This is a genomic window from Aquamicrobium terrae (assembly GCF_040545735.1).
Classification (GTDB): Bacteria; Pseudomonadota; Alphaproteobacteria; order Rhizobiales; family Rhizobiaceae; genus Mesorhizobium; species Mesorhizobium terrae_A.
The window spans coordinates 136,008-159,660 of record NZ_JBEPML010000008.1; the positions used below are offsets into that span (position 1 = coordinate 136,008).

The window sequence follows — 23,653 nt, forward strand, 5'->3', positions numbered from 1 at the left end:
CTATGCTCGACAAGTCCAACGAACTCGCCGCCTGGGATCGCGACCACTTCTTCCACCCCTCCACCCATATGGGCATGCATGCGCGCGGCGAGACGCCGAACCGCATCATGGCCGGCGGCGAAGGCGTGACGATCTGGGACACCGACGGCAGGAAGAGCATCGATGCCTTTGCTGGACTCTATTGCGTCAATGTCGGCTATGGCCGCCAGAAAATCGCCGACGCCATTGCCGAACAGGCCAAGGAGCTTGCCTATTATCATGCCTATGTCGGCCACGGCACCGACGCCTCGATACGGCTGGCCAAGATGATCATCGACCGTGCGCCGCAAGGCATGAGCCGCGTCTATTTCGGCCTGTCGGGCTCGGATGCCAACGAAACCAACATCAAGCTGATCTGGTACTACAACAATGTGCTCGGCCGGCCCGAGAAGAAGAAGATCATCTCGCGCTGGCGCGGCTATCACGGCTCGGGCGTCATGACCGGCTCGCTGACTGGTCTCGCCGCCTTCCACAACGCCTTCGACCTGCCGCGCGTCCCGATCCTGCACACCGAAGCGCCGTATTACTTCCGCCGCGAGGATCGCTCGCTGTCGGAAGAACAGTTCTCGCAATATTGCGCCGACAGACTGGAAGAGATGATCCTCGCCGAAGGACCGGACACCATCGCCGCCTTCATCGGCGAGCCGGTTCTGGGCACCGGCGGCATCGTGCCGCCTCCGGCCGGCTACTGGCCGAAGATTCAGGCCGTTCTCGACAAATACGACATCCTGCTCGTCGCGGACGAGGTGGTGACCGGCTTCGGACGGCTGGGCTCGATGTTCGGCTCCGACCATTACGGCATGAGGCCGGACCTCATCACCATCGCCAAGGGGCTGACCTCGGCCTATGCACCGCTCTCCGGCGTCATCGTCGGCGAAAGGATGTGGGAAGGGCTGGTCAAGGGTTCCGACGCGCTCGGCCCGATCGGCCATGGCTGGACCTATTCCGCCCATCCGATCTGTGCCGCGGCCGGCGTCGCCAATCTGGAATTGATCGACGAACTCGATCTGGTGACCAATGCCGGCGAAGTCGGTCCCTATTTCAGGGACGCGCTGCAAGAGGCGGTCGGCGGCCACGGGAATGTCGGCGAGGTGCGCGGCGAAGGCCTGCTGGCGGCGGTCGAATTCGTCAAGGATCGCGACGATCGCACCTTCTTCGACGCCGCCGACAAGATCGGCCCGCAGGTGGCGGCCGCACTGGCCGAGCGCGGCGTCCTCGGCCGGGCCATGCCGCAGGGCGACATTCTTGGCTTCGCCCCGCCGCTCTGCCTGACGAAAAAAGAAGCTGATACCGTCGTCGCGAAGACGGCGGATGCGGTGAAGAGCGTACTGGGCTGAAATGACAACACCTCCCCTCCTCCCCGATACCATGGCGGCCGTCCTGCTGACCGGCCACGGCGGGCTCGACAAGCTCGTCTACCGCACCGATGTTGCCGTGCCGAAACCTGCGCCCGGCGAGGTGCTGGTGAAAGTCACAGCCTGCGGCATGAACAACACCGACGTGTGGGTGCGTGAAGGCGCCTACGGCACGGAGGAGGATGCGGCCGCAGTCTCCACCTGGCGCCGACAGGGCAACACGCTGACCTTCCCGCGCATACAGGGCGCCGACACCGTGGGAACCATCGTCGCCACCGGCGAAGGCGTTCCCACGGGGCGCATCGGCGAGCGGGTAATGGTGGACTTCTCCATCTACAACCGCGACGACGATTCGCTGGCCGACATCGACTATATGGGCCATGGCCGCGACGGCGGCTATGCCGAATACCAGGCGTTGCCGGCCGAAAACGCCCATGCCGTCGATACCGATCTGACCGACGTCGAACTGGCCACCTTCTGCTGCGCCTACCTTACCGGCGAGCACATGCTGGAGCGTGCCGGGCTGAAGGAAGGCGAGCGCGTGCTGGTCACCGGCGCCTCCGGCGGTGTCGGCTCGGGCATCGTGCAGCTTGCCCGCGCCCGTGGCGCCATTCCCTATGCCGTGGTCGGTAAGGGCAAAGAACAGGCCATCCTCGATATCGGCGCGGAAAAGGTCGTCACGCGGGGCGTTGCCGACCTGCCGGAAGCGGTTGCCAAAGCCACCGGAGGCCGGCCGATCGACGTGGTGGCCGATCTGGTCGGCGGGCCGATGTTCAACGACCTGTTGCGCATCCTGCGTCCCGAAGGACGCTACACCACCGCCGGCGCCATCGCCGGGCCGGTCGTGCAGCTCGACCTGCGCACCATGTATCTGAAGCAGCTCCAGCTTCACGGGTCCTCTCAAGGGACGCGCAAGGATTTCCGGCGTCTGGTGCATTACATCGAGGATGGCAAGATCCGGCCATTGGTGGGCGGCGTCTATCGGCTGTCGGATTTCCACCGCGCCCAATCGGATTTCATGGCCAAGGCATTTATCGGCAAACTGGTGGTCGTGCCGGACGCGGTTCATGATGCGCAGGCGGACGGCCGCTCGTGAGCGGATAAGCCTATCCGCTCGACGGCTCGGCAAAGGACCGCACGGTGCGGATCGCGCCGTCGAGCGCGACGCCATCGGCATCGGCAAGGGCCGCCTCGCGCAATCGCCTGATCCAGTCGGCGGCGTCGGGCCGGCCGCGCAGCAGGTCCAGGCAGGACAGCACCCTGTCGAACTTGGACTGGCCGCGCTTGTGGGTATCCGAATAGCCCTTGATCAGCCGGCGGCACTTCAGCACTTCGACGCCGAGGGCATAGTCGGATGCGCGTTCCCGCTCGGCAACAGCCAGCCACTCCTCGAGATGACGGCTCTCGACCTGATGGCGCAGCAGGCCGCGGCGCCAGCGGCGCAGACCGGCAAGCGACCAGAGAGTGCCAAAGCCGAGCATGCCGTCCGTACGGATCCGGCGCCCCCTGTCGACAAGCCGGTTGAACGACTTCATCAGCCCCGGCCGCCGCTCTATCGCCGCTCCCAGCCTCGCCGGCAGCAGGCCGCAGATCTCTTCCATGCGTGGATGGAAATATTCGGTGGTCCGCAGTGTCTGGCCTTCACGCAGACGGACCTCGGTGCGGACCCGGGCCGCGCGCGCCGGCCTGGTCTTGAGATCGGCCACGCGGATTATGTCGTCATAGACCATGGCGTTGGCGACATATTTCGCCGCCTCGCGTGAAAAGGCCCAGCTTCTTGCCTCTTCATCGGCGGCGACGATCCGCTCCAGCCGGCCGAGATATTCGGCGCCATAGGCCGGATCGAGGAAATCCACGACCTTGACCAGACCGGGCCCGGCCAGTTCGCGCACCGGCGGCGGCAGACGTTCGACGCGACCCAGAAGACCGTTCCACGCATCCCGGAGCCGGGCCGGCGTATTTGCAGGCTTCGGCTTCACGGCCGGGGCAGCCGGTTCGTGCTCACCATCACCACTGGCCGCGCGCTCATAGGCAAGGGCAAAGGCCCGCAAGCTGGCGTCCACGCCCTTTCCGCCGGCCTTGATGGTTTCCTCGAAGGCATCGCGCGGGAACGGCAGTTCGCCCGATCCGGCCAGGGCACCGAACAGGCTTGCCGAGACGACGCTGCCCGCCTTCTTCGCCATGGTCTCCATGTCGAAATGAATGAAACGGCGCGAGGCCTCCCCTGCCCGCCGCAGCACCGTATCCGGCGAGGCCTTGCCGTCACCCGGCACGATTTTTTCCGAAACGGCCAGCATGCGATGGCTGGATGCGATCAGCGTGGTTCGCTCGGGCGTGACGAAGCCGCGCAATACCGCCCGGCCGGCTTCCACCAGCTCGGCGGCGATCAATATATCGACGTCGCCCGGCGCAGGACTGAGCGACAGCACCGGCCGGGCATCGCCGCGGGCCGGATCGCGCGGCATCATCTCGACATAGTAGATCGTGGCGCCCGTGCGCTGGGCGACGCCGGCGACGGACGTGGACTGGACATGCCAGCCCGTGCGCTGGGCGACATCGGTCACCCAGCCGGACAGGACGCCGCCACCCTGGCCGCCCACGGCCAGTATTGCGATCTTGACGATGCCCCTTGTGGCATCGTCGCCTTCCGGCAAACCGTATTTCATGGCTGCGCCACTTCGAAGGAAAGACGGCGACGCTCCCGGCTGGTTTGCAAACTCGCGATCACGCGTCCGCGCAGAGTTGACCAGAACCGCTCCCATCCGGTGGGGTTGCTGACAACATCGGCCTGATAGAAGGACGGGCACAGCACCGCCGCATCCGCCACCTCACCGCAATTGCCGCAGCCGACGCAGTTCTCGTCGATCGCGGCCACCGGATCGTCGCGCAGCGGATCGTCGAGATGCTTGACGGTCAGCGACGGGCAGCCGGAAAGGCGCATGCAGGCGTGATCGCCGGTACACACGTCCTCGTCGACGCCGAATTTGGTTCGCACAGCACGCTTGCCTTCCGCAATCGCCTTCTTCTTCAGCGGCGCCTCGCGCCGCTGGCGGTTGAGCATGCATTCCGAGGATGCCACGATGACCTTCGGCCCCTTCTCGGGCGTTGTCAGCGCTTCTTTCAGCGTGTCGCGCATCAGCCCGACATCGTAAGTGCGCTCGACATGGCGCACCCATTTCACGCCCATGCCCCTGATGGCATTGGTAATCGGATGATTGGTCGACTTGGTGCGATTGGAAGCGCGCGAGGACAGGATGTCCTGTCCGCCGGTGGCGGCCGAATAGTAGTTGTCGACCACCACGATGACGCCGTCGTTCTGGTTGAACACCGCATTGCCGATCGAGGAGGTCAGGCCGTTGTGCCAGAAACCGCCATCCCCGACGAAGGAGATGGAACGACGGCCGGCATCCGGCGCATTGAAGGCCGAGGCCGAGGCTGGCCCCAGCCCGTAGCCCATCGTCGTCGCGCCAAGCTCGAACGGAGGCATGATCGAGAACAGATGACAGCCGATGTCGGAGGCGATGTGGTGCTTGCCCAGTTCCTCCTCGGCAAGCTTGGTTGCGGCGAAGATCGGCCGTTCCGGGCAACCGACGCAAAAGCCCGGCGGCCGCGCAGGCACTGCTTTCGCAAGGTCGTCCCAGATCGGCGGAGCGGGTACGTTGGGAGCCCGGATTTCCGGCGCCAGCAGGTCGCCCGCATGCTGGCGCAGGAAACCGCCGATGCCGGCCAGCATCACGTCGCCGGAATATTCGCCGGCCATGGGCAGCATGCCCTTGCCTTCCAGCTTCACGGAGCCGCCGGCTTTGTAGAGCATGGTGCCCAGCGCCTGCTCGATATAGTCGGGCTGGCCCTCCTCGACCACAAGCACGGCGTCCTTGCCCTCGCAGAACCGGACCAGTTCATCCTCGATCAGCGGATAGGTGACGTTGAGAACATGGAGCGGCACCCGGGTTTCGCCGTAGAGGTCGGCAAGGCCCAGCCGCTGCAAGGCGCGAACGACGCCATTGTACATGCCACCTTGGCAGATGATGCCAACCTTGCCCTCACCGCCGAAGGTCTCGTTCAGGCCATGTCGCCTGATGTAGTCGATGGCTGCCGGCATGCGCTTCGATATCTTCTCCTTCTCGTGCAGGAAGGAGGCAGGCGGCAGCACGATGCGCTGGGTGTCGCGGCGCGGGTTTTCCAGCGCGTCGGCGACGGTCATGGCGGGCCGCTTATTGTCCCTGGCAATGAAGGAGCCATGGACATGGCAGCAGCGGATGCGCACCTGCAGCATGACCGGGGTGTTGGACGCTTCAGACAGTTCGAAACCATGTTCCACCGCCGCCACGATGGACGGCAGGTTAGGCCGCGGATCGAGCAGCCAGACCTGGCTCTTCATGGCAAAGGCATGGCTGCGCTCCTGCATGATCGAGGAGCCTTCGCCATAATCCTCGCCGACGATGATCAGCGCGCCGCCCGTCACCCCGCCCGAAGCGAGATTGGCGAGCGCATCCGAGGCGACGTTGGTACCGACTGTCGACTTGAAGGTCGCAGCCCCGCGGATCGGATAATGGACCGAGGCCGCCAGCATGGCGGTGGCGGTCGCCTCGGAGGCGCTCGCCTCGAAATGCACCCCGAGTTCTCCGAGGATGTCTTGCGCGTCGGCCAGAACATCCATCAGATGGCTGATCGGCGCGCCCTGATAGCCGCCGACATAGCCGACCCCGCACTGGAGCAGGGCCTTGGTGATGGCGAGGATGCCCTCTCCGGTAAACTCCTGTCCCTCGCCCAGCTTGAGTTTCTGGACCTCCTTCGCGAAAGACCGCTCAGCCATCGGGTATCTCCTCAGAAATCATGCTTGCGGATGTTGGCCAGTACCTTCTGCAGGGTGGCGACGAAGGCTGCGTGTTCCCCGGGTTCGATACCGGCGAACATGCGCTCATAGCTGTCGCGCATGGTGGGCCACATCGTCTCGAAGGCGGCGCGGCCGGAGTCGGTGATCCAGATGCGCGTGGCCCGGCTGTCGTCGGGGTCGGGCGTGCGCCGGACCAGCCCGTTGGTCTCCAGCGCGTCGAGCGCGCGGCTCAGCGTCGAGTGCTCGATGACCGCATAGACCGCCAGCCTGCTGATAACGATGCCGTCGATGACCGACAGCACCGCCAGGCTGCGCATCTGCGGCGTGGTGAGCCCGAGCTTGGCCAGGTCTTGGCGCAGCGAGGCGTTGTAGCGCCCCATGATCCGGTTCATCAGATAGGGAGCGAACTGCTGCAAGCCGATCTCCCCGAGGCGTGGGCCGTCAATCTCGATATCGTCGGGCACACGCTCGTTCATCTGATCACCCTCGTCATTCGTCGCTTCCATTTGCCGGGCCGCCTGTTCCGGCCCGGCATCAAGGCATTCCCGCTTTCGCAGCGCGGGAATGCCGAACCTGTCCTGCCGAAACGCGTCAACCTTTCGGCGCCAGCGCCAGCGCCCGTACCGGGCTGCCGGTGCCCCTGGCGATCTTCAGCGGAGCTGCGATGAGGATCGCGCCCTTGGGCGGCAACCTGTCAAGGTTCACGAGACTGGCGAGGCCGTATCTGTTGGCCTTGTGCAGCAGGTTGTGCGCCGGGAACGGCGGCTCGAAGCCCCCCGCTGCACCGGCATCGGTGCCAATGCACTGGGTCCCCCAGCCGATCGCGCCACGTTCGAGAATATATTCGATGCAGTCGACCGACGGGCCCGGCGAATGCGGCCCGCCGGCATCCGCATTGAGGAACAGCTCTTCCGAATGGTTGCGCTGATCCCAGTCGGTGCGCATCACCACCCATTCGCCCGGCCGGATATCGCCATGCTTCGCCTCCCAGGCCTTTACCCCTTCGGCCGTGAGCAGGAAATCCGGGTTGGCGGCCGTCTCTTGCGAGCAGTCGATCACGTTGACCGGGGCGACGAAGTTCCCGGCCGCAATCGTGTCGGTGTAGCCGTCGGCAAAGTCCTTGCCGGTGATCCAGTGGTGCGGCGCATCGAAATGGGTGCCCGAATGTTCGCCCACCTTCAGCCAGTTCCACGCCCAGAACGGGCCGTTCTTGTCATATTCGGAAATCGTGTGGATCTCGATCCTCGGCGTATCCACCGCCAGTTCCGGCGGCAGTTTCAACAGCGGCGTGTCCGGCCCGAGCGTCGCGGTCAGGTCCACGACCTCGACCCCTCCCCCCACAAGCAATTCCGCAAGTTTCTCCAACGTGGCTGCGACAGCAGTCATTGCAAATCCTCCCTTCGCTACGCGCCGATGCGCGATGGCACGGTTCCGCTCCCGCGCGGACCATGCAGCCTCCTCTTCCACAATTGAAGACTAGACGGATTTAATTGCATATGCAAATATCATTGCGGGAGAATAAGCAAAGATCGTCGAAGCTGGTTGACCTGCAAGGCAAGCCGAAACAGATGGCATGGAGGCATCCAGCGGCGCCGCTATTGGCTTTTGTATAGAAGGCCGCAGAAGAGGCGGCCGAGGATGCGGAGGAAGTCCCTAGTGCCGGACGAGGCGAGTTTTCACCTCCCTACCGCGCAACCAGCACGATAATTAATTTGCAAATGCATACGAATATAGCTGCAAGAGCCCGGTGACACGGGTGAACCGAGGAGAACGGTGCCGATAAGGCCGACTGCGCAGCAGATCGGCGGCGCACCATGTGAGGACAGGAGGAGCATGAGATGAAGTTTTCGAGTCTATTGGCAGGTCTGGCCATGACCCTGGCCGTGGCCACACAGGCGAGCGGCCAGGAAAAGATCGTCGTCGGCGCCTATCCGGCCAACCCCCCGTGGGAGTTCAAGACCGAGGCCGGCGCCTTCGAGGGTTATGAGGTCGATGTCGCGACGGAAGTCGCCAAGCGGCTGAACAGGCAAGTGGAATTCCAGGACATGGGGTTCCAGGCTCTGTTTGCGGCCACGAGTTCCGGACGGATCGACTTTGCCGTCTCCTCTATCTCGGTGACCAACGAGCGCCTCCAGAACCAGTCGTTCACGCAGCCTTACTATGACAGCGCCGGCTCGGTCGTCGGACGTGAAGCCTCGACCGTCGCTTCCCTCGAGGACCTCAAAGGCAAGGTGATCGGCGTCGTGGCCGGAACCACCGGCGAAGCCTGGGCCAATGAAAACAAGGACAAGCTCGGCATTGCCGACATCACCAGCTATAACGCGCAGCAGGATCTGTTGCTCGACGTGCAGAACGGCCGTATCGAAGGCGGCGCCGGCGAACTCGCCGGCTTCCAGTATGCCATGACCAAGACGCCGGGCCTCAAGATACTGGTGCGCATCCCGACCGGAGAGCGTTTTGCCATGATGGCGCGCAAGGAGCATCCCCTGCTGGCGGAGGCCAACGAGGCGATCTCGGCGATGAAGACCGATGGCACCCTGGCCGCGATCCACAACAAGTGGTTCGGCGTCGATCCCGAAGCGGGCACGAGCGCCACGACGCCCATGCCGGTGCCGCAGCCCGAGTGAGGCATGAAGAAGCGCATCGGATCGAGGCTCGCCGCCTTCGGCAAATCCGATGCGCAAACCCAGGGGTCGCCTGACGCTCCCGAAGAGACAGGCGATCCGGCGCTTTGCTGTCACGAAACGATGCACCGTCCCCCGTGAGTGGAAGGTGCATCCCGACCGGACCCCGCCATGCAACTGATCGAAACTTTCTTCAACTGGGAGATCCTCGTCAGGTCCTTTCCGATGCTGCTGCGCGGCGTCGGCAACACCCTCCTGCTGGGCTGTGCCAGCATCGTCATCGGCGGTGCGGCCGGTCTTCTGGTCTGTCTGATGAGATTGTACGGATCGAAGCCGGTGCGCCTGCTCGCCATCGCCTATATCGATGTGCTGCGCGCCATGCCGATCCTCGTGCTGCTGATCCTGATCTACTATGCCCTGCCATTCGTGGGCATCAGGTTCTCGTCCTTCACCTCGGCCACGCTGGCCCTGTCGCTGGTGCTGTCGGCGTTCACCGCCGAAGTCTGCCGCGCCGGCATCGAAAGCATTCCCAAGGGGCAGTTCGAGGCGGCCTCGGCGCTCGGCCTCGGTTTCTGGCGAGCGATGCACAAGGTCATCCTGCCGCAGGCGCTGCGCGTCGTCGTGCCGCCGCTGACCAGCAATTGCGCCTCGATCTTCAAGGATACCGCGCTGGCTTCCGTCGTCGCCATGCCGGACCTGCTGAAACAGGCGACCGATGCGCAGGCGCTCATGGCCAATCCCACACCCCTCATCGGCGCCGCGCTCATCTACCTCGCCTTTCTGCTGCCGCTGGTGCGTCTCGTCAGCCATCTGGAAGAACGCGGCAAGAGGCAGCTCACGGCACGATGAGACATAAGCTCGGAAGATATGGCAATGAACACGCGCAATCCAGCCGATAACGGCTCCGGCTATTTCCTCTATCACTCGATCGGCATGTATCCGGGCAAGGCGGAGGCCATGGGCGCCGCCTTCTCGGAATTCGCGTCAAGCTGGGGCGCCTTCGACGACGGCCAGTGGATGCGCGCCCTTGGCGGACGTCAGAAGTTCATCGACCTGTGGTCTGCGGTGATCGGTGCCCCGTGCGGGACGCTGACCAGCGCGGAAAACGTTACCACCGCGCTCTACAGCCTGATCGGCGCGTTGCCGCAACGGCACCTTTCCGGCCGCAAGATACTGGTCGCGGCCGACTGTTTCCCCAGCCTGCACTTCCTTCTGGCCGGGCTGGCGCCGCGACTCGGCTTCACCGTGCAAACGGTGCCGGTGCGCCCCGGCGAATATTGGGTGCGCGACGAGGACATGGTCGCGGCCTGGACGGAGGAGGTGGGGCTGGCGCTGCTCACATTCGTCACCTCGACGGCATCCCACCGCTGCGACCTCGACCGGCTCGTCGATCATGGCCGCCGCATGGGCAGCCTGGTCGGGGTCGACATCACGCAAGGCGTCGGCCTGCTGCCCTTCAAGGTCGACAAGCCTGACGTCGACTTCACCGTCTCGACCACGCTGAAATGGCTGTCCGGCACGCCCGGCGCCGGCATCCTCCATGTCGCGGCGCCGCTGCTCAAGGAATGCCGGCCAGAGTTGCGCGGCTGGTTCAGCCAGGAGAACATCTTCTCCTGGGATCTCGATGCCTTCGCCTATGCATCCGATGCCCGCCGCTTCGATCACGGTACGCCCTCGGTGCTCGCTTGTGTCGGGTCGGTGCCCGCGCTGGAATGGCATGCGACACAGGATCATGCCGAAATGCTGGCCCACAATCGTAGGCTGGGTGCGGCGCTTATCGAAGGAACCTCGGACACAGGCCTCACGCTGGCCAGCCCGCCCGACGAGCGGCAACGCGGCGGCAGCGTGATGCTCCAGTTGCCGGCTGATGCGGACGCCGCCGCCGTCGTCAACGGGCTGCGCGAGGCCGGGCTCTACACGGATTGCCGGGGCCGGATCCTGCGCCTGTCGCCGGGCCCGGTCACGACCCCCGAAGGTGTCGAGCGCCTGCTCGGACGGCTCTCCACGCTTATTTCCCGCTGATATCGGGCGAAAGACCAGTCTCTGCGCGGCACAGATCCTGCAACAGCGCCTGGGTGCCGGTGATATCGGCGATCATGTGCTCGCGGGCGGCGGCGCCGTCGCGCTGGCGCAATGCCGCGACGATGGCGTGGTGATGGTTGGCGAAGGGCTTGTGCAGCCCGGTTCCCATGCGCGGCGCTATGTAGGATGAAAGCATGCGCATATAGGGCCCGTAGCGCAGCCACAACGAATCGATGAGCTGGGCCAGCACCTGCGAGCGTGAGGCGCTGTAAATCCGGAAGTGGAAATCCCGGTTCCGCAGCAGCATGTCGTAGACATCGGCCTTGGTGCTTGCCGCCTCATGCTCGGCCATGCTCTGTTCGATGGCTTCCATCTCATGCGGCTGGACCGTTTCGGCGGCGAGTTGCGTTGCCAACCCTTCGATGGCCACCCGCGCCCGGCAGATGTCGTCAAGGCGCTCGACCGAAACCGTCGGCACGCAGGCCGAGCCGTTGGAGGCCATTTCCACCGCGTTCTCCGCGCCGAGGCGACGCAGCGCCTCGCGAACGGGCATGGGACTGGTCTGGAAGGATTTTGCCAGTGCCGCGATGGTCAGCGCCTGGCCGGGATCGAAACGGCCGGTGATCAGCGCATCCCGCAACTGAAGATAGACCCGGTCACCGATCGTGATGCGCGACGAAACCGGTCCAAGTGAATTGTCAAGCATGGCCTCTCGCATTCTCCCAATCGCCGCAACGGTGTCCGTTTAAGATCAATGGTCCCCTTTTGTCACCAAGGTTCCCTTCCACGGCTACAGGGAATTGAAGAAACCGCTCAGCCGGTTCATCGCTTCCTCGAGACGGTCGTGGTCCTGCGAGCCGAAACAGATGCGCAGGTGATGTTCTCCCAGCGGCCCGTAGAAGCTGCCCGCCTCGACGACGACATCGGTCTTCTCGAGGATGGCATCGGCGGCTTCCTGGGCCTTCAGCCCGGTTCCGCTGATATCGGGAAACGCATAGATCGTGCCTTCTGGACTGGGGCAGATCACGCCGGGCATCTGGTTGAGACGGCTCACCACGAGGTCGCGCTTGCGTCTGTCGTCGTCCACCATGTCCTGAAGCACCTCGGCAGGACCGGTTATCGCGGCAATCGCGCCATGCTGGATGAAGGTGTTGACGTGGGTGACCTCGGTGGCGGTGATCTTCATCAGCGCCGGGATCATCGACTTGTCCGCGGCGAGATAGCCGAGCCGCCAGCCATCCATCGCATAGGCCTTGGTGAAGGCGAACATGCTGACCGTGCGCTCCTTCATGCCGGGCAGCGATGCGATACTGACATGCTCCGCGCCGTCGAACACGATCTGCTCGTAGACCTCGTCCGAAATGACCCAGAGATCGTGCTCAATGGCAAGATCGGCAACGATCTGAAGCTCCTCGCGGGAATAGACTCGCCCGGTGGGGTTGGACGGGTTGACGAGCACGATCATGCGCGTGCGCGGCGTGATCAGTGGGGTGATCAGGTCCTTGCGGATGCGGAATCCGGCCTTCTTGTCGAGCGGCGCCATCACCGGCTTCGCGCCCGCCATTTCGATCTTACCGAGATGCTGCGGATAGTAGGGCTCCAGCAGGATGGCCTCCTCCCCGTCGTCGAGCAGCGCCATGAAGGCCGCGAAGGAGGCCTGCGTCAGGCCATTGGTCACGAGGATTTCAGAAGCGCTGACGTCGATGCGATTGTAGTCGCGCACCTTGGCGGCGAGCACCTCGCGCAATTGCGGAATGCCCTGGAGATCGCTGTAGTGCACCTCTCCCGCCTGCAGCGCGCGGATCGTGGCCTGCTTGATGTGGTCGGGCGTGTCATGCACCGGCTGTCCCAATTCCAGATGAATGAGATCGCGACCTTCCTTGGCCATACCGGCGGCCTTGGCGAACATGCCATAGCTCTTCTTGGAAGTCTGCGTGACGCGTCGGGCGAATTTGGGCATTGCTGATCCAGTCTGTTAAGAGCTTGCCGGAATCGGTTGGAAACCATGCTTGAAGTTGTGGGCGAGCTGACCCATCTTGTCCGCAGATAGTCCGGGTTCTAGGGTTGCCGCGGGCAGAGATGATACGCAGGAGATGCAGGCGGCATGTCGAACAGAGAGATGGACCGCCAGTTCTCGTTGGACGACGTGGAAAACCTGGACGCTCTCTTTGCACGGCGCTCGGCGGCCGCGGAAGCGGCACTGTCTGCCTTCGACGCCGAAAAGGGCATCCCCTATGAAGACGCGCCGGGCCGCAAGCTGAACATCTTCCCGCACGCAGGCAAGGGGCATCCGGCACCGGTTCAAATCTTCATCCATGGCGGCTTCTGGCGCTCGCTGGATGCCGATCTCTTCAGCTTCCTCGTGCCGGGCTTCGTGCCGTTCGGCGCGATGCTGGTGGTTGTCGACTATCCGCTCATGCCCGCATGCCGCATGGCGGACGTGGTGGACGCCTGCCGCATGGCGGTCGGCTGGACTTACAGGAACTGTGCCCAGTTCGGCGGCGATCCCGACCGCATCTTCATTTCCGGCAATTCGGCCGGCGGCCATCTGGTGGCCGAGCTTGCCGACCGCACGTGGCTCGACGGCTACGGACTGCCGCGCAACGTCATCAAGGGTACAACCGCGATCAGCGGCATCTTCGATCTGGACCCGGTCCTGCGCTCCTTCCAGAACGACGCGCTTCTCCTGACCGACGAAGAAATCCGCGCCTTCAGCCCGCTTTACAGGAAGCTCGATATTGCCGGCCCGTTGATCGTCACGGTCGGCGGCGAGGAAACGGTGGAATTCCTGAAGCAGTCGGCCGCCTTCGCGCAGCATGCGACAAGCTGCGGCGCGACCGTCTCGCATATGCCTGTGCCTCAAACTAATCATATCACCATTGTCCTCGATGCGCTGGCCGAGCCCGGCCATCAATTGAACCGCGCCGTGCGCACCCAGATGGGCCTCTAAAGCGTGTCGCGATCTTTCAGATTCGCTCCTTACGCTTTGAGTTGTTGTTCTTACGCATATCGTTGTCCCGAAATCGGTTCCCACTTTCGGGCGACATGCTTTGACCGTTTCGGGGCACCGGCGGCAAACGGCCGATGCCCCGGCTTTTCTTACTGGCCGATCTCACCGATCGTTGCCGTCACCCTTTCATTGTCCCACTTGTCGAGAGTGACCAGCTTGCCGTCCTTCACGCCCCAGATCAGGTAGGGGCCGACGACATCGCCGTTCTCGTCGAACTCGAGCGGGCCGGTGGCGCCGACATAGCGGATCGCCTTGCCTTCCGAGATAAGCTGCTTGGCCTTCTTGAAGCCTTCCACGCCGGGGAAGATCTGCTCGCCGTCGCCGCTCGTCACCTTGCGGACGTTGTCGCGGATCGCCGTGCCGGTCGCTTCGCCGGCCTGTTCCATGGCCAGCAACGCCACGGCGGCAGCATCATACATGGTGTGCAGGCCGGGGCCGTTGGGTTCGCTGCCGAATTTTTCCTGCCAGTCGCTGTTGAAGGTGGTGACCGACTCGCCTTCGACCTGGGCGTTGTCGATGCCATAGGCTTCGGTCAGGTAATCCGCGCCCACCGCTTCCACGAATTCATCCGCCCGCAGCGCATTGCTGAAAACGAATTTCTGCGGGCCGCCGAAGGAAATCCATTCGCGGGTCACCGTCGCCCCGTCGGCGGGAAACGCGATCAGAACCAGCGCTTCCGGCTCGCCCTGGAGGGCAGCGTTCACTTCGGCGCGATAAGAAGCCTGCTCCTGATTGTAGGCGACCATGTTGGTCACCGTCATGCCCAGCGTTTCCGCATCCTTCCTGAAGCTGCCGGCGAGGCTGACGCCGTAGTCGGAGTTCACATGGATGATGGCGAGCTTCTTGTAACCGCGATCGGCCGCGATCTTGGCGAGCACGGCTGCCTGCGGACGATCGGTGGGCAGGGTCCGGAACCAGAAGCCCTTGGTGCCGCCTTCCCTGGCCAGGGCGGTGAAGGACGGCGCGCTGGAGCAGCACGAGATCTGGGTGACGTTGGCCGGTACGGTCACCGACGTGAGAATGGGCAGCGAGACGCCCGATTGAATGGCGCCGAGCAGCACCGGCACGCGCTCGATCTCGACCAGCGTCTTGGCCGCGTCGACACCCACATTGGGCGAGCCCTGATCGTCGCGCAGCACATATTTGACGGTGCAGCCATTGACGCCTCCGGCCTCGTTGAACTGGTCCACCGCCAGTTTTCCGGCGTCGCCGATGGCCGACCCGATGGAGGCCATGGAGCCGGTGATGGACAGGACCGATCCTACGACGACCTCGCAGGACTGTGCGTTCGCCACGGCTGCCGAGCCCATGAGCAGGCCCGCGCCTATGGCGGCGGATGCGATGAAATGTTTCATGCTATTTCCCCTTTCGACATTGGAGTGTTCAGCACTTTGCGGCCTTCTTTCTTGTCGTTCGCCAGTCGTTCCAAAGGCCCTGAACCAGGAAGGCCGACGGCGCGGCCCGCGCCAGGGCGCGCATCGGCACGGGAACCGGTTCCGAGACCGGCACCGGCAGATCGTCGGGCGCGGTTCCGGTAAGTGCATCGGCGAGGACCTCGCCGAACATCGTGGTCATCGCCACGCCCCTGCCGTTGCAGCCGGTGGCGCCGAGAAATCCCGGCCCCAGCCGGTATATGTGCGGCAGGAAATCCGTGGTCACCGCCGCCGTGCCGCGCCACACATTCTCCACCCGTGGCACAGATGCGAGATGAAGCTCGCGCGCCAGCCGGCGGGCGATGCGCTGCCCCATGCGCGTCTCCGCGCCCCAGGGCACGATGGCCATGCCGCCGGAAATCAACCGGTTGTCGGCGTCCAGCCGGAAGGTGAAGATGTTTGAGCGCGTGTCCGACACCGGCTCCCGGTTTGGCGAGAAGCGATCGGTGACAGCGCGGGAAAGCGGCTCCGTCGCGATCTGGTAGACCTGGAGCGGGATCACCTGGCGTGCCAGCCGGTGCGCCACGCCCTTGTCATCGGCATTGGTGCACAGCACCACCTTGCGGGCGCGGATTAGGCCGCTTGCGGTTTCGACGCGCCAGCCTCCGCCGGCCTCCGTCACCTCGGTGACGAGGGTTCCCTCGACGAGCTGCGCGCCGGCTGCCTGCGCCAATCGGGCCAGACCCCAGGCATAGGCGAGCGGATTGATCATGCCACCGGAAGAATCCGCCAGCGCGCCATGATAGATGCCCATGCCCGTGCGGGCGGCCGTTTCCCCGGCATCCAGCCAGTGCACGGTATCCCTGAGCGCCTGCCAGTCGCGAACCCTCTGGCGGAGGGCAGTTGCCGTGGCGGCCGAATGTGCGGGCTGCAACCAGCCGTTCTGCTCCGCCTGGCGGCCGAGCCCTGCTTCCTCGGCCAGCGAGAACACGCGCTCCCCGCCGCGTCCGACGAGTTCGAGCAGCCCCCGGCCCTTGTCTGGTCCGAGCCGCGCCATGACCGAGGCAGGATCCGCCTTGGAAAAATTCGGAACCACGAAGCCGGCATTGCGGCCGCTGGCACCCCAGCCGATCTCGTGAGCCTCGACGAGCATGACCTCGACGCCGCGCCGGGCCAGATGAAGCGCCGCGCTAAGTCCCGTAAAGCCGCCGCCAATGACAACCACCTCCGCCTCGGCATTGCGGTCGAGCCGGCCAAGGACGGGCCTGCTTCCCGCGGTGCGACGCCATAAGGTGTCTGGAGGCCGCGCTTCCATCGCTATCTCGTGTGCCGCGAGACGGCCTGCGTCTCGCCGATCAGGCCGCGCGGGCGGAAGATCAGGGTCAACACGATCAGCAGTCCGATCAGGATGACCTGGATGGCGCCGCCCTGCGATTGATAGGCGACCGGCAGGAGGCGGCTGATGGCCAGCCCGCTCATCGTCCACAGGCCCCAAACGCCGGCCGCGCCCACGATCGCGCCCAGATTGTTGCCGCTGCCGCCGACGATCAGCATGGCCCAGATCTGGAAGGTGAGGATCGGCAGGAAGTCGAGCGGGCTTATGTAGCCGATAAAACCGACATAGAGCCCGCCGGCTAGCCCCATCAACGTGCAGCCGAGGATAAAGACCTGCAAACGGATCGCGGCCGGGTTCTTGCCGAGCGAGCGGGCCGCCACCTCGTCCTCGCGCACGGCCTTGAGCATACGTCCCCACGGAGAACGGACAGCGACTTCCAGCGCGAAGTAAATCGAGGCAGCGATGACGGCGACGACGCAGAGATAGAAGAGGTTGTAGCTGCCGGGCGACCCGAAGGTTTCGAACAGGGGCCTTGGAAGGCCGACCAGTCCCTGGGCCCCGCCCGTCAATGCCTCGAAGTTGAGCGCCACGAGCTGGATGCTTATGGCGATGCCGAAGGTGGCAATGGCAAGATATTCCTCGCGCAGCCGCAAGGTCGCCAGTCCGACAATGAGGGCGGCAAGGGCGGCGAACGCCATGCCGCCCAGCACGGCGACCGGGAACGGCAGGCCGAAGCCGCCGATGAGCTGGGCCCGGTCGGGACCGATCAGGATCGCCGTGCCATAGGCGCCGATGGCGAAGAAGCCCACTACCCCAGCATTGAACAGGCCCGTATATCCCCATTGCAGGTTGAGGCCCATCGTGACGATCGAATAGGTGAGCACGATGATCAGGAAGAAGACGATGTAGGCCGCGAACCCGCTCATTTCAGGCCTCCTACGGTTCCCGGGAAGATGCCTGTGGGGCGCACGTAGAGCACCAGAAGCAGGATGATGAAAGGCACGGCCATCTTGTAGCCGGTGGGCACGATGAGCACGGCGAAGGATTCGGCAAGGCCGACAATGAGCCCGCCGACCACCGCCCCGAAGACATTGCCCACGCCGCCGAGGATGACCGCCGCGAACAGCGGCAGGATGAGATGGAAGCCGATCTCGGGACGAAGCTGGACAGTGAGCCCATAAAGCACCCCGGCCACGGCGGCGAGCGAGGCGCCGATCACCCACGTCCAGCGCACCACCATGCGCGTATCCAGGCCATTGACCCGGGCCAGTTCGGGATTCTCGGCCAGGGCGCGCATGGCAAGGCCAAGGCGCGTCTTTTGCAGGAACAGGTGAAGGCCGATGACGATGGCCGCGGTAGTGACCAGGGTAAACATCTGGTCCGGCAGGATGCGCATGCCAGGCATCACCGGCACCGCGATCTGCAAGGTGCGCGAGTAATATTGCGCGGCACCGCCGAACAGCAGGAGGATCACCATGCGCACCAGAAGCGATACGCCGAAGGAACCGAAGACGAGTGTGAGATGGTTGGTCTGGTTGCGCAAGGGGCGGTAGACCAGCCAGTCGATGGCCAGCGCCAGCAGCGAGGTGAGCCCGGCGGCAACCAGGGTCGCCAGTATAAGCGGTATGCCGAACGAGAACGGCCCGATCGGCCCCAGGAACGCGCCGGTCAGCCCCAGCACGGCCAGCGCCATATAGGCTCCCCAGGTGACCAGTTCGGCATGGGCAAAATTGGCGAAACGCAGGATTCCCATGGTGAGGGTCAGGCCCACCGCACCGAGCGCGATGATCGAGCCGCTGAGGATTCCGTCGGCAAGAGCTTGCAGCATCAGCGTTTGCGCCCCCCCGCGCCAAGATAGATGGATGCGACTTCCGGATTTTCGACGATCTCCCGCGAAGGCCCGTCGATCCGGTTGCGACCTTCGGCAAAGACATAGGTACGGTGCGAAATGGCGAGCGCTGCCTTGGCGTTCTGCTCGACCATGAGAATCGCCACGCCGGTCTCCACCAGCAGTTTCAGGCGCTGGAACACTTCCGACACCATCAGCGGCGAGAGCCCCGCGCTCGGCTCGTCCAGCATGACCAGCCGCGGCTCGGTGAGCAGCGCGCGCGCCACGGCCAGCATCTGGCGCTGGCCGCCCGACAGAACGCGCGCCTTCTTGTGACGATAGTCCTTCAGCACCGGAAAGCTCTCATAGGCGCGTTCCACCCGGCGCAACGCGTGCGCCTTGGGCAGGGAGGATGCGCCGACCGCCAGGTTCTCGTTGATCGTCAGCGTGGTGAACACATTGCTGGTCTGCGGCACATAGGCGATCGAGGCGCCGGCAAGCGCGTGGGTGGGAAACCGCGTGATGTCGCGGCCGGCCAGTGAAACGTGGCCGGAAGACACCGGCACGATGCCCGCTATCGCCTTGATGAGGGTCGATTTGCCGGCGCCGTTCGGGCCGATGATGGTCACCATCTCGGCTTCGCCCACATCGAGCGAGATGCCATGGATGATGGGCAGGTCCGGACGATAGCCGGCGACCACGCGATCGACCTGGAGCAAGGGCACACTCATTCGACCGCGCCCCCGAGATAGGCTTCGATCACCTGCGGGGCGGCGGTGACGCTGTCGGGCGTGCCGCGCGCAATCACCTTGCCGGTCGCCATGACGACGACCGCGTCGCAAAGCGACATGACGAAATCCATGTTGTGCTCGATGATGAGGAAGGTCAGGCCCCGCCGGTTGAGCTCGACGATCCGGTCCACGATCGTATCCAGCAAGGCTGGATTGACGCCGGCGCCGGGCTCGTCCAGCAGAATGATCCTGGGATCGGCCATCAGTACGCGGGCCAGCTCGACAAGTTTTTGCTGGCCGCCCGATATGGCGCCCGCAAGCTGCCGTTCGACCGGCGACAGGCCGCAGAATTCGATGATCGCCCGCGCCCGCTCGAAGATTTCCTTCTCCTGGCGCGCGACGAGACCGGGCCTCAGCCACGTGTTCCAGAAGCGCTCCCCATGCTGACCGGAAGGCGCAAGCATGACATTCTCGAGCACGGTCATGCGGGCAAACGGCCGCGGAATCTGAAAGGTGCGCGCCAGGCCCTTCTCGAAGACCTTGTAGGAGGGAAAGCTATCGATGCGGGTGCCGTCGAGCAGCACCTCGCCCGCATCGATGGGAATGTCACCGGCAATGGCGTTGAAGAGCGTCGTCTTGCCGGCACCGTTGGGGCCGATCAGGCCGGTGATGCGGCCCGGTTCCGCCGTGAAGCTCACCCCGTCGACGGCCCGGTTGGCGCCGAAGAGCTTCTCCACACGCTTGACTTCCAGTCGCCCGGCCGTGCCTGCGCACACGCTCCGGTCCGGCAGCGGACTTGCGCCCATTCTGCGTTCCCCTTGTTTATTGACCATGGAGGATAGGTGTGATCATATGATCAAGTCAATATTGCTTTGAGGTTAAAGTTTATGTCGTCGCCAAAACGCTGGACCGTGAATTCAGGCTCGAAATTCGAGGAAATGGCCGGCTATTCGCGCGCGGTGGTCGACGGCGAATGGGTCTTCGTATCGGGTACGGCCGGCTATAATTTCGAGGATGGCAGCATTTCCGACGACGCCGCCGAGCAGACTCGGCAATCGCTGCGCACCATCGCGCAGGCGCTGGAAAAGGCCGGCGCGACACTGGCCGACATCGTGCGGGTGCGGGTTTTCGTGGCCGATCGCGCCGATGTGATGGATGTCTCGCGCGTGCTGGGCCAGACGTTCTCGGACCCTCGTCCCACCAATACCACCATCGTTTGCGGCTTTGCCGAAGAAGCGATGAAGGTCGAGCTTGAAGTCACCGCGCTGAAGCGCCGCTAAGCCAGGCTGCGCAGCACCCCTATGCCTTCCCGGCACCCTGGCCCTCCAGCCGTCATTCGTGAAAAATGGATGATCGGGAAAACGGCCTGACATTCGCAGCGCCTTGTGGCACGGAGAAAGCCTACATGGAGGAGGTGCAGGGGCAATGCCCATTCGACAGGTGACGGCCGCATTCACAACCCTGCCCTGGGCAAGAGCGCTGCTCGGCGCCCTTGCCCTGCTGCTTGCCGGGCACATTACCTGCCTTGCCGATGAGCCGGTGTTGTTCGATGCCGAGACAGGGCTGCGCATCGACCATTATCGCGCCCCGCTTCCCGCCGCCATAGAAGGCGCTAAGACGGTCGATCTGGAGGATGTCGAGAAGCTGGCCGCGCAGGGCGCGGTGCTGATCGACGTGCATCCGGCCAAGCTGCCGCTGGAGCCCCTGCACGAATTGTGGCCGGCAGCCGAGACCCGCGCGATCATTCCGGACGCCGTCTGGCTGCCGGAGGTGGGGCGCGGGCGCCCCGACCCGGCGTTCCTTTCCTATTTCGAAACCGCGCTGGCCGAACTCACCCGTCAGGACCGGGAGCGTGCCATCGTCCTGTTTTGCGAGACGGATTGCTGGATGAGCTGGAACGCCGTCCACCGGGCGCTGCGGCTGGGCTATCGGGCGGTCCACTGGTTCCCGGCCGGCATCGATGCTTGGACAAAAGCCGGCCGCGCGCTTCGTTCCGCGGAGCCTTACCGGCTTTCGGACCAGGCATCGGCGCCAGAAGAGTGAACTGAGGCACTGCTTCGAAGTCGATGTGATTTCAGGGAGTGGACGGCTGGATCGGGATCCGGCCGCCACGCCACATCGGCCGGACTAGGCGGATAGCTGGATCACGCCCCGCCTGATCTGGTCTTCCTCGATGGATTCGAACAGGGCGCGGAAGTTGCCCTCGCCAAACCCCTCGTCGCCCTTGCGCTGGATGAACTCGAAGAAGATCGGCCCGATGACGGTCCTGGAGAAGATCTGCAGCAGGATTTTCGTCATGCCGCCGTTCACCACGCCCTCGCCATCGATGAGGATGCCGTGCGTCTTCATGCGCTCAATCGGCTCATCATGGCCGTTCACGCGGTCGTGCGACATCTCGTAATAGGTGTCGGGCGGGCCCGGCATGAATTTCAGCCCGTTGCCTGCCAGACGGTCGGTGGCGTCATAGATGTTTTCCGTGCCGACGGCGATGTGCTGGATGCCTTCGCCCTTGTACTTCTTCAGGTACTCGGCGATCTGGCTGGTATCGTCCTTGGACTCGTTCAGCGGAATGCGGATCTTGCCGCAGGGCGAGGTGATCGCCCGCGAGACGAGTCCGGTGATGCGCCCGTCGATATCGAAGAAATGGATCTGCCGGAAGCCGAACAGCTCCCGGTAGAAGTCCCACCACTTGTCCATATTGCCGCGATAAACGTTATGGGTGAGGTGGTCGAGATAATAGAAACCGACGCCTTCGGGCTTCGGATCGCGCTCGCCCAGCCATTCAAACTCGGCATCATAGGCCGAGCCCTTGGCGCCATATGCCTCGATGAAATAGAGTAGCGAGCCACCGATGCCCACGACGGCCGGCACGTCGAGCGTCTTGTCGTCGCCTTCATAAGGCGTCGCGCCCCTGGCAACGGCATGGTCGAAGGCATGCTTCGCATCGACCACCCGCCACGCCATCGACGGCGCGCAAGGGCCGTGCTCCTCGACGAAGCGCATGGCCTGGGAGCCCGGTTCGGCATTGACCACATAATTGATGTCGCCCTGGCGCCAGACCGTGATGTTCTTCGCCTTGTGGCGGGCTACGGGCACGTAGCCCATGCGCGTGAACAGTTCGGAGAGCTTTTCCGGCTCGGGATGCGCGAATTCGACGAACTCGAAACCGTCGGTGCCGGCCGGATTATCGGCGCTGATCTTGGCCGGAGGCGCATCGTGCGGAAACGGGCCCATGGTCTATCCTCCCAGGGAATTGAAATCGCGCACATATTGCGCCTGTTTCGATGCAATGTTCTTGCAATCAGGGCCCATTTCAGCCGAATTATGCGTAAACCATGCACGGATAAGGAATATCATGCAGTGAACGACATGCTGGACCAGTTCGATCTCAAGATTCTGCGCGAATTGCAGCGCGACGGTCGGCTGACCAACAACGAGTTGTCGGAACGGATCGCCCTGTCGGCCTCGCAATGCTCGCGCCGTCGGGCGCGGCTGGAAGCGGAAGGCTTCATTAAGGGCTATCAGGCCATGCTCGACCGAGAGCGGCTGGGGCTGGACCTGCTGGTGGTGATTTCGGTGACGCTCGCCAATCACAACCGCGACAACGCCCAGCGCTTCGCCCGTCTGGTCAACGACCTGCCCGAGGTGCTGGAAGCCTACTCGCTGACCGGCGAGATGGATTATCACCTCAAGGTGGTGGTGCGGGGGCTTTCGGACCTGTCGCGCTTTGTCAACGAGGTACTGCTGCCACATGATGCCGTGCAGCATGTGAAATCCGCCATCGTCCTCACCACGCTGAAGCAGGCCGGACCTTTACCGATCGGCTAAAGCATGTCGCCCGAAAGTGGGGACCGGTTTCGGGATAACGACATGCGTAAAAACAATAACTTACAGCGCAAGGAGCGAATCCGAAAGATCGCGATGCGCTTTAGGATGGCGGAGCGTGGCCGCCCTCCCGGCCGGTAAGTCTCGTGAGGGTCCTACGCCTGCTGTCTGTTCACCAGTGCCCGTTCCACCTCTGAAAGTCCAGCCTCGATACGCTCGATGGCGCCGGCGCCCAGCAGGCGGTCGAGATTGGCCTGATAGGCGCGCGCGAGGTCCGCGACCTCGCGATAGGCCTTGTAGCCCTGCGGTGTCAGTTCGAGATGCTCGACCCGGCGATCGGCTTCGTTGGGCCGTCGCTTCAGCCAGCGCCTTACCTCCAGCGCCCGCACCGCGCGGCTGACCTTGGTCTTGTGCATGCTGGAATGCGCGCCGATCTCGGTCGCCGCCATGCAGCCGACACTGCCGAGCGCGGCCAGCGCCCGCCATTCGGGTCGTGTCATCTGGAACCGCTGCCTGTATTCGCGCGCGAAACTTTGGCTGACCGCCTCGGTCACCCGGTTCAGCCGATAGGGAAGAAAGCTCTCCAGATCGAACGGCTCGGCCATCGCTTTCCTTTGATAGTTACAAAATAGATGGTTACATTTGCAACCATATCATGAATTCACGGCATCAG

General features: G+C 64.0%; 24 protein-coding genes. 10 read left to right on the top strand and 14 right to left on the bottom strand.

Annotated elements, in window-relative coordinates:
- Positions 1-2 precede the first annotated feature (2 nt).
- Both ABID37_RS13200 and ABID37_RS13205 read left to right on the top strand, forming a co-directional pair.
- Positions 3-1,376: an aspartate aminotransferase family protein gene (locus ABID37_RS13200; protein WP_354195454.1), complete on the top strand. Its 1,374-nt coding sequence runs from the start codon at positions 3-5 to the stop codon at positions 1,374-1,376.
- A gap of 1 nt (position 1,377) precedes the next feature.
- Positions 1,378-2,490 (top strand): alcohol dehydrogenase family protein, encoded by a 1,113-nt coding sequence (locus tag ABID37_RS13205; protein WP_354195456.1) that lies wholly within the window; start codon positions 1,378-1,380, stop codon positions 2,488-2,490.
- A 10-nt stretch (positions 2,491-2,500) separates the two neighbouring features.
- On the opposite strand, the gene ABID37_RS13210 is transcribed toward ABID37_RS13205, so the two are convergent.
- From ABID37_RS13210 to ABID37_RS13225, 4 genes are all read right to left on the bottom strand, one after another.
- The gene (locus ABID37_RS13210; RefSeq protein WP_354195458.1) at positions 2,501-4,060 is read right to left on the bottom strand and encodes an indolepyruvate oxidoreductase subunit beta family protein; all 1,560 of its coding nucleotides are present in this window, start codon (positions 4,058-4,060) and stop codon (positions 2,501-2,503) included.
- Entirely contained in the window at positions 4,057-6,210 is a 2,154-nt protein-coding gene (locus ABID37_RS13215) for a thiamine pyrophosphate-dependent enzyme (protein ID WP_354195460.1), read from the bottom strand. The genes ABID37_RS13210 and ABID37_RS13215 overlap by 4 nt, the downstream gene beginning before the upstream one ends.
- A gap of 11 nt (positions 6,211-6,221) precedes the next feature.
- Entirely contained in the window at positions 6,222-6,707 is a 486-nt protein-coding gene (locus ABID37_RS13220) for a MarR family winged helix-turn-helix transcriptional regulator (RefSeq protein WP_354195610.1), read from the bottom strand.
- 115 nt (positions 6,708-6,822) lie between these two features.
- Positions 6,823-7,617, bottom strand: coding sequence for a cyclase family protein (locus ABID37_RS13225; RefSeq protein ID WP_354195462.1), 795 nt, complete (start codon positions 7,615-7,617; stop codon positions 6,823-6,825).
- A 452-nt stretch (positions 7,618-8,069) separates the two neighbouring features.
- Here ABID37_RS13225 and ABID37_RS13230 point away from each other — a divergent pair, with 452 nt between their 5' ends.
- From ABID37_RS13230 to ABID37_RS13245, 4 genes are read left to right on the top strand one after another with little or no spacing between them, the layout of a single operon-like run.
- The gene (locus ABID37_RS13230; RefSeq protein ID WP_354195464.1) at positions 8,070-8,858 is read left to right on the top strand and encodes an ABC transporter substrate-binding protein; all 789 of its coding nucleotides are present in this window, start codon (positions 8,070-8,072) and stop codon (positions 8,856-8,858) included.
- A gap of 3 nt (positions 8,859-8,861) precedes the next feature.
- Positions 8,862-8,996 (top strand): hypothetical protein, encoded by a 135-nt coding sequence (locus ABID37_RS13235; protein ID WP_354195466.1) that lies wholly within the window; start codon positions 8,862-8,864, stop codon positions 8,994-8,996.
- Positions 8,997-9,026: 30 nt separating this feature from the next.
- Positions 9,027-9,704, top strand: coding sequence for an amino acid ABC transporter permease (locus ABID37_RS13240; protein WP_354195468.1), 678 nt, complete (start codon positions 9,027-9,029; stop codon positions 9,702-9,704).
- A 24-nt stretch (positions 9,705-9,728) separates the two neighbouring features.
- Entirely contained in the window at positions 9,729-10,877 is a 1,149-nt protein-coding gene (locus ABID37_RS13245) for an aminotransferase class V-fold PLP-dependent enzyme (RefSeq protein ID WP_354195469.1), read from the top strand.
- Here ABID37_RS13245 and ABID37_RS13250 read toward each other — a convergent pair.
- Both ABID37_RS13250 and ABID37_RS13255 read right to left on the bottom strand, forming a co-directional pair.
- Complete coding sequence (locus ABID37_RS13250; protein WP_354195471.1) at positions 10,864-11,583, bottom strand: GntR family transcriptional regulator; 720 nt, start codon at positions 11,581-11,583, stop codon at positions 10,864-10,866. The two genes, ABID37_RS13245 and ABID37_RS13250, sit on opposite strands and share 14 nt — an antisense overlap.
- A gap of 84 nt (positions 11,584-11,667) precedes the next feature.
- The gene (locus ABID37_RS13255; RefSeq protein ID WP_354195473.1) at positions 11,668-12,837 is read right to left on the bottom strand and encodes a pyridoxal phosphate-dependent aminotransferase; all 1,170 of its coding nucleotides are present in this window, start codon (positions 12,835-12,837) and stop codon (positions 11,668-11,670) included.
- A gap of 144 nt (positions 12,838-12,981) precedes the next feature.
- Here ABID37_RS13255 and ABID37_RS13260 point away from each other — a divergent pair, with 144 nt between their 5' ends.
- Positions 12,982-13,827: an alpha/beta hydrolase gene (locus tag ABID37_RS13260; RefSeq protein WP_354195475.1), complete on the top strand. Its 846-nt coding sequence runs from the start codon at positions 12,982-12,984 to the stop codon at positions 13,825-13,827.
- Between the two features lie 149 nt (positions 13,828-13,976).
- Here ABID37_RS13260 and ABID37_RS13265 read toward each other — a convergent pair whose 3' ends face one another.
- From ABID37_RS13265 to ABID37_RS13290, 6 genes are read right to left on the bottom strand one after another with little or no spacing between them, the layout of a single operon-like run.
- Positions 13,977-15,242 carry an ABC transporter substrate-binding protein gene (locus ABID37_RS13265; protein ID WP_354195477.1) on the bottom strand — a complete coding sequence of 422 codons (1,266 nt, stop codon included), beginning with the start codon at positions 15,240-15,242 and terminating at the stop codon, positions 13,977-13,979.
- A gap of 28 nt (positions 15,243-15,270) precedes the next feature.
- Positions 15,271-16,575, bottom strand: a complete 1,305-nt coding sequence (locus ABID37_RS13270) for an NAD(P)/FAD-dependent oxidoreductase (RefSeq protein WP_354195479.1) — start codon at positions 16,573-16,575, stop codon at positions 15,271-15,273.
- Positions 16,576-16,577: 2 nt separating this feature from the next.
- Positions 16,578-17,522, bottom strand: a complete 945-nt coding sequence (locus tag ABID37_RS13275) for a branched-chain amino acid ABC transporter permease (RefSeq protein WP_354195481.1) — start codon at positions 17,520-17,522, stop codon at positions 16,578-16,580.
- A complete protein-coding gene (locus ABID37_RS13280; protein WP_354195483.1) occupies positions 17,519-18,424 on the bottom strand; it encodes a branched-chain amino acid ABC transporter permease in 906 nt (301 codons plus the stop codon). Before ABID37_RS13280 ends, ABID37_RS13275 begins: the two co-directional genes overlap by 4 nt.
- A complete protein-coding gene (locus ABID37_RS13285) occupies positions 18,424-19,155 on the bottom strand; it encodes an ABC transporter ATP-binding protein (protein WP_354195485.1) in 732 nt (243 codons plus the stop codon). Before ABID37_RS13285 ends, ABID37_RS13280 begins: the two co-directional genes overlap by 1 nt.
- Positions 19,152-19,961, bottom strand: coding sequence for an ABC transporter ATP-binding protein (locus tag ABID37_RS13290; protein WP_354195487.1), 810 nt, complete (start codon positions 19,959-19,961; stop codon positions 19,152-19,154). Before ABID37_RS13290 ends, ABID37_RS13285 begins: the two co-directional genes overlap by 4 nt.
- A gap of 81 nt (positions 19,962-20,042) precedes the next feature.
- Here ABID37_RS13290 and ABID37_RS13295 point away from each other — a divergent pair, with 81 nt between their 5' ends.
- A complete protein-coding gene (locus ABID37_RS13295; RefSeq protein WP_354195489.1) occupies positions 20,043-20,435 on the top strand; it encodes a RidA family protein in 393 nt (130 codons plus the stop codon).
- A 145-nt stretch (positions 20,436-20,580) separates the two neighbouring features.
- Complete coding sequence (locus ABID37_RS13300) at positions 20,581-21,198, top strand: rhodanese-like domain-containing protein (RefSeq protein WP_354195491.1); 618 nt, start codon at positions 20,581-20,583, stop codon at positions 21,196-21,198.
- 84 nt (positions 21,199-21,282) lie between these two features.
- Here the strand turns inward: ABID37_RS13300 and hppD are convergent, their stop codons facing one another.
- Positions 21,283-22,389: a 4-hydroxyphenylpyruvate dioxygenase gene (hppD, locus tag ABID37_RS13305; RefSeq protein WP_354195493.1), complete on the bottom strand. Its 1,107-nt coding sequence runs from the start codon at positions 22,387-22,389 to the stop codon at positions 21,283-21,285.
- A 135-nt stretch (positions 22,390-22,524) separates the two neighbouring features.
- Here hppD and ABID37_RS13310 point away from each other — a divergent pair, with 135 nt between their 5' ends.
- Positions 22,525-22,983, top strand: coding sequence for an Lrp/AsnC family transcriptional regulator (locus ABID37_RS13310; protein ID WP_354195612.1), 459 nt, complete (start codon positions 22,525-22,527; stop codon positions 22,981-22,983).
- A 152-nt stretch (positions 22,984-23,135) separates the two neighbouring features.
- Here ABID37_RS13310 and ABID37_RS13315 read toward each other — a convergent pair whose 3' ends face one another.
- Complete coding sequence (locus tag ABID37_RS13315; RefSeq protein WP_354195495.1) at positions 23,136-23,585, bottom strand: MarR family winged helix-turn-helix transcriptional regulator; 450 nt, start codon at positions 23,583-23,585, stop codon at positions 23,136-23,138.
- Positions 23,586-23,653 lie beyond the last annotated feature (68 nt).

Excerpts from the sequence above, each read along its gene's own strand:
- ABID37_RS13295 (WP_354195489.1), top strand. The coding sequence starts at position 20,043 with ATGTCGTCGCCAAAACGCTGGACCGTGAATTCAGGCTCGAAATTCGAG.
- ABID37_RS13280 (WP_354195483.1), bottom strand. The coding sequence starts at position 18,424 with ATGCTGCAAGCTCTTGCCGACGGAATCCTCAGCGGCTCGATCATCGCG.
- ABID37_RS13290 (WP_354195487.1), bottom strand. The coding sequence starts at position 19,961 with ATGGGCGCAAGTCCGCTGCCGGACCGGAGCGTGTGCGCAGGCACGGCC.
- ABID37_RS13270 (WP_354195479.1), bottom strand. The coding sequence starts at position 16,575 with ATGGAAGCGCGGCCTCCAGACACCTTATGGCGTCGCACCGCGGGAAGC.
- ABID37_RS13220 (WP_354195610.1), bottom strand. The coding sequence starts at position 6,707 with ATGAACGAGCGTGTGCCCGACGATATCGAGATTGACGGCCCACGCCTC.
- ABID37_RS13310 (WP_354195612.1), top strand. The coding sequence starts at position 22,525 with ATGCTGGACCAGTTCGATCTCAAGATTCTGCGCGAATTGCAGCGCGAC.
- ABID37_RS13260 (WP_354195475.1), top strand. The coding sequence starts at position 12,982 with ATGTCGAACAGAGAGATGGACCGCCAGTTCTCGTTGGACGACGTGGAA.
- ABID37_RS13235 (WP_354195466.1), top strand. The coding sequence starts at position 8,862 with ATGAAGAAGCGCATCGGATCGAGGCTCGCCGCCTTCGGCAAATCCGAT.
- ABID37_RS13240 (WP_354195468.1), top strand. The coding sequence starts at position 9,027 with ATGCAACTGATCGAAACTTTCTTCAACTGGGAGATCCTCGTCAGGTCC.
- ABID37_RS13300 (WP_354195491.1), top strand. The coding sequence starts at position 20,581 with ATGCCCATTCGACAGGTGACGGCCGCATTCACAACCCTGCCCTGGGCA.
- ABID37_RS13315 (WP_354195495.1), bottom strand. The coding sequence starts at position 23,585 with ATGGCCGAGCCGTTCGATCTGGAGAGCTTTCTTCCCTATCGGCTGAAC.
- ABID37_RS13275 (WP_354195481.1), bottom strand. The coding sequence starts at position 17,522 with ATGAGCGGGTTCGCGGCCTACATCGTCTTCTTCCTGATCATCGTGCTC.
- ABID37_RS13210 (WP_354195458.1), bottom strand. The coding sequence starts at position 4,060 with ATGAAATACGGTTTGCCGGAAGGCGACGATGCCACAAGGGGCATCGTC.
- ABID37_RS13285 (WP_354195485.1), bottom strand. The coding sequence starts at position 19,155 with ATGAGTGTGCCCTTGCTCCAGGTCGATCGCGTGGTCGCCGGCTATCGT.
- ABID37_RS13215 (WP_354195460.1), bottom strand. The coding sequence starts at position 6,210 with ATGGCTGAGCGGTCTTTCGCGAAGGAGGTCCAGAAACTCAAGCTGGGC.
- ABID37_RS13205 (WP_354195456.1), top strand. The coding sequence starts at position 1,378 with ATGACAACACCTCCCCTCCTCCCCGATACCATGGCGGCCGTCCTGCTG.
- hppD (WP_354195493.1), bottom strand. The coding sequence starts at position 22,389 with ATGGGCCCGTTTCCGCACGATGCGCCTCCGGCCAAGATCAGCGCCGAT.
- ABID37_RS13230 (WP_354195464.1), top strand. The coding sequence starts at position 8,070 with ATGAAGTTTTCGAGTCTATTGGCAGGTCTGGCCATGACCCTGGCCGTG.
- ABID37_RS13245 (WP_354195469.1), top strand. The coding sequence starts at position 9,729 with ATGAACACGCGCAATCCAGCCGATAACGGCTCCGGCTATTTCCTCTAT.
- ABID37_RS13225 (WP_354195462.1), bottom strand. The coding sequence starts at position 7,617 with ATGACTGCTGTCGCAGCCACGTTGGAGAAACTTGCGGAATTGCTTGTG.
- ABID37_RS13200 (WP_354195454.1), top strand. The coding sequence starts at position 3 with ATGCTCGACAAGTCCAACGAACTCGCCGCCTGGGATCGCGACCACTTC.
- ABID37_RS13250 (WP_354195471.1), bottom strand. The coding sequence starts at position 11,583 with ATGCTTGACAATTCACTTGGACCGGTTTCGTCGCGCATCACGATCGGT.
- ABID37_RS13265 (WP_354195477.1), bottom strand. The coding sequence starts at position 15,242 with ATGAAACATTTCATCGCATCCGCCGCCATAGGCGCGGGCCTGCTCATG.
- ABID37_RS13255 (WP_354195473.1), bottom strand. The coding sequence starts at position 12,837 with ATGCCCAAATTCGCCCGACGCGTCACGCAGACTTCCAAGAAGAGCTAT.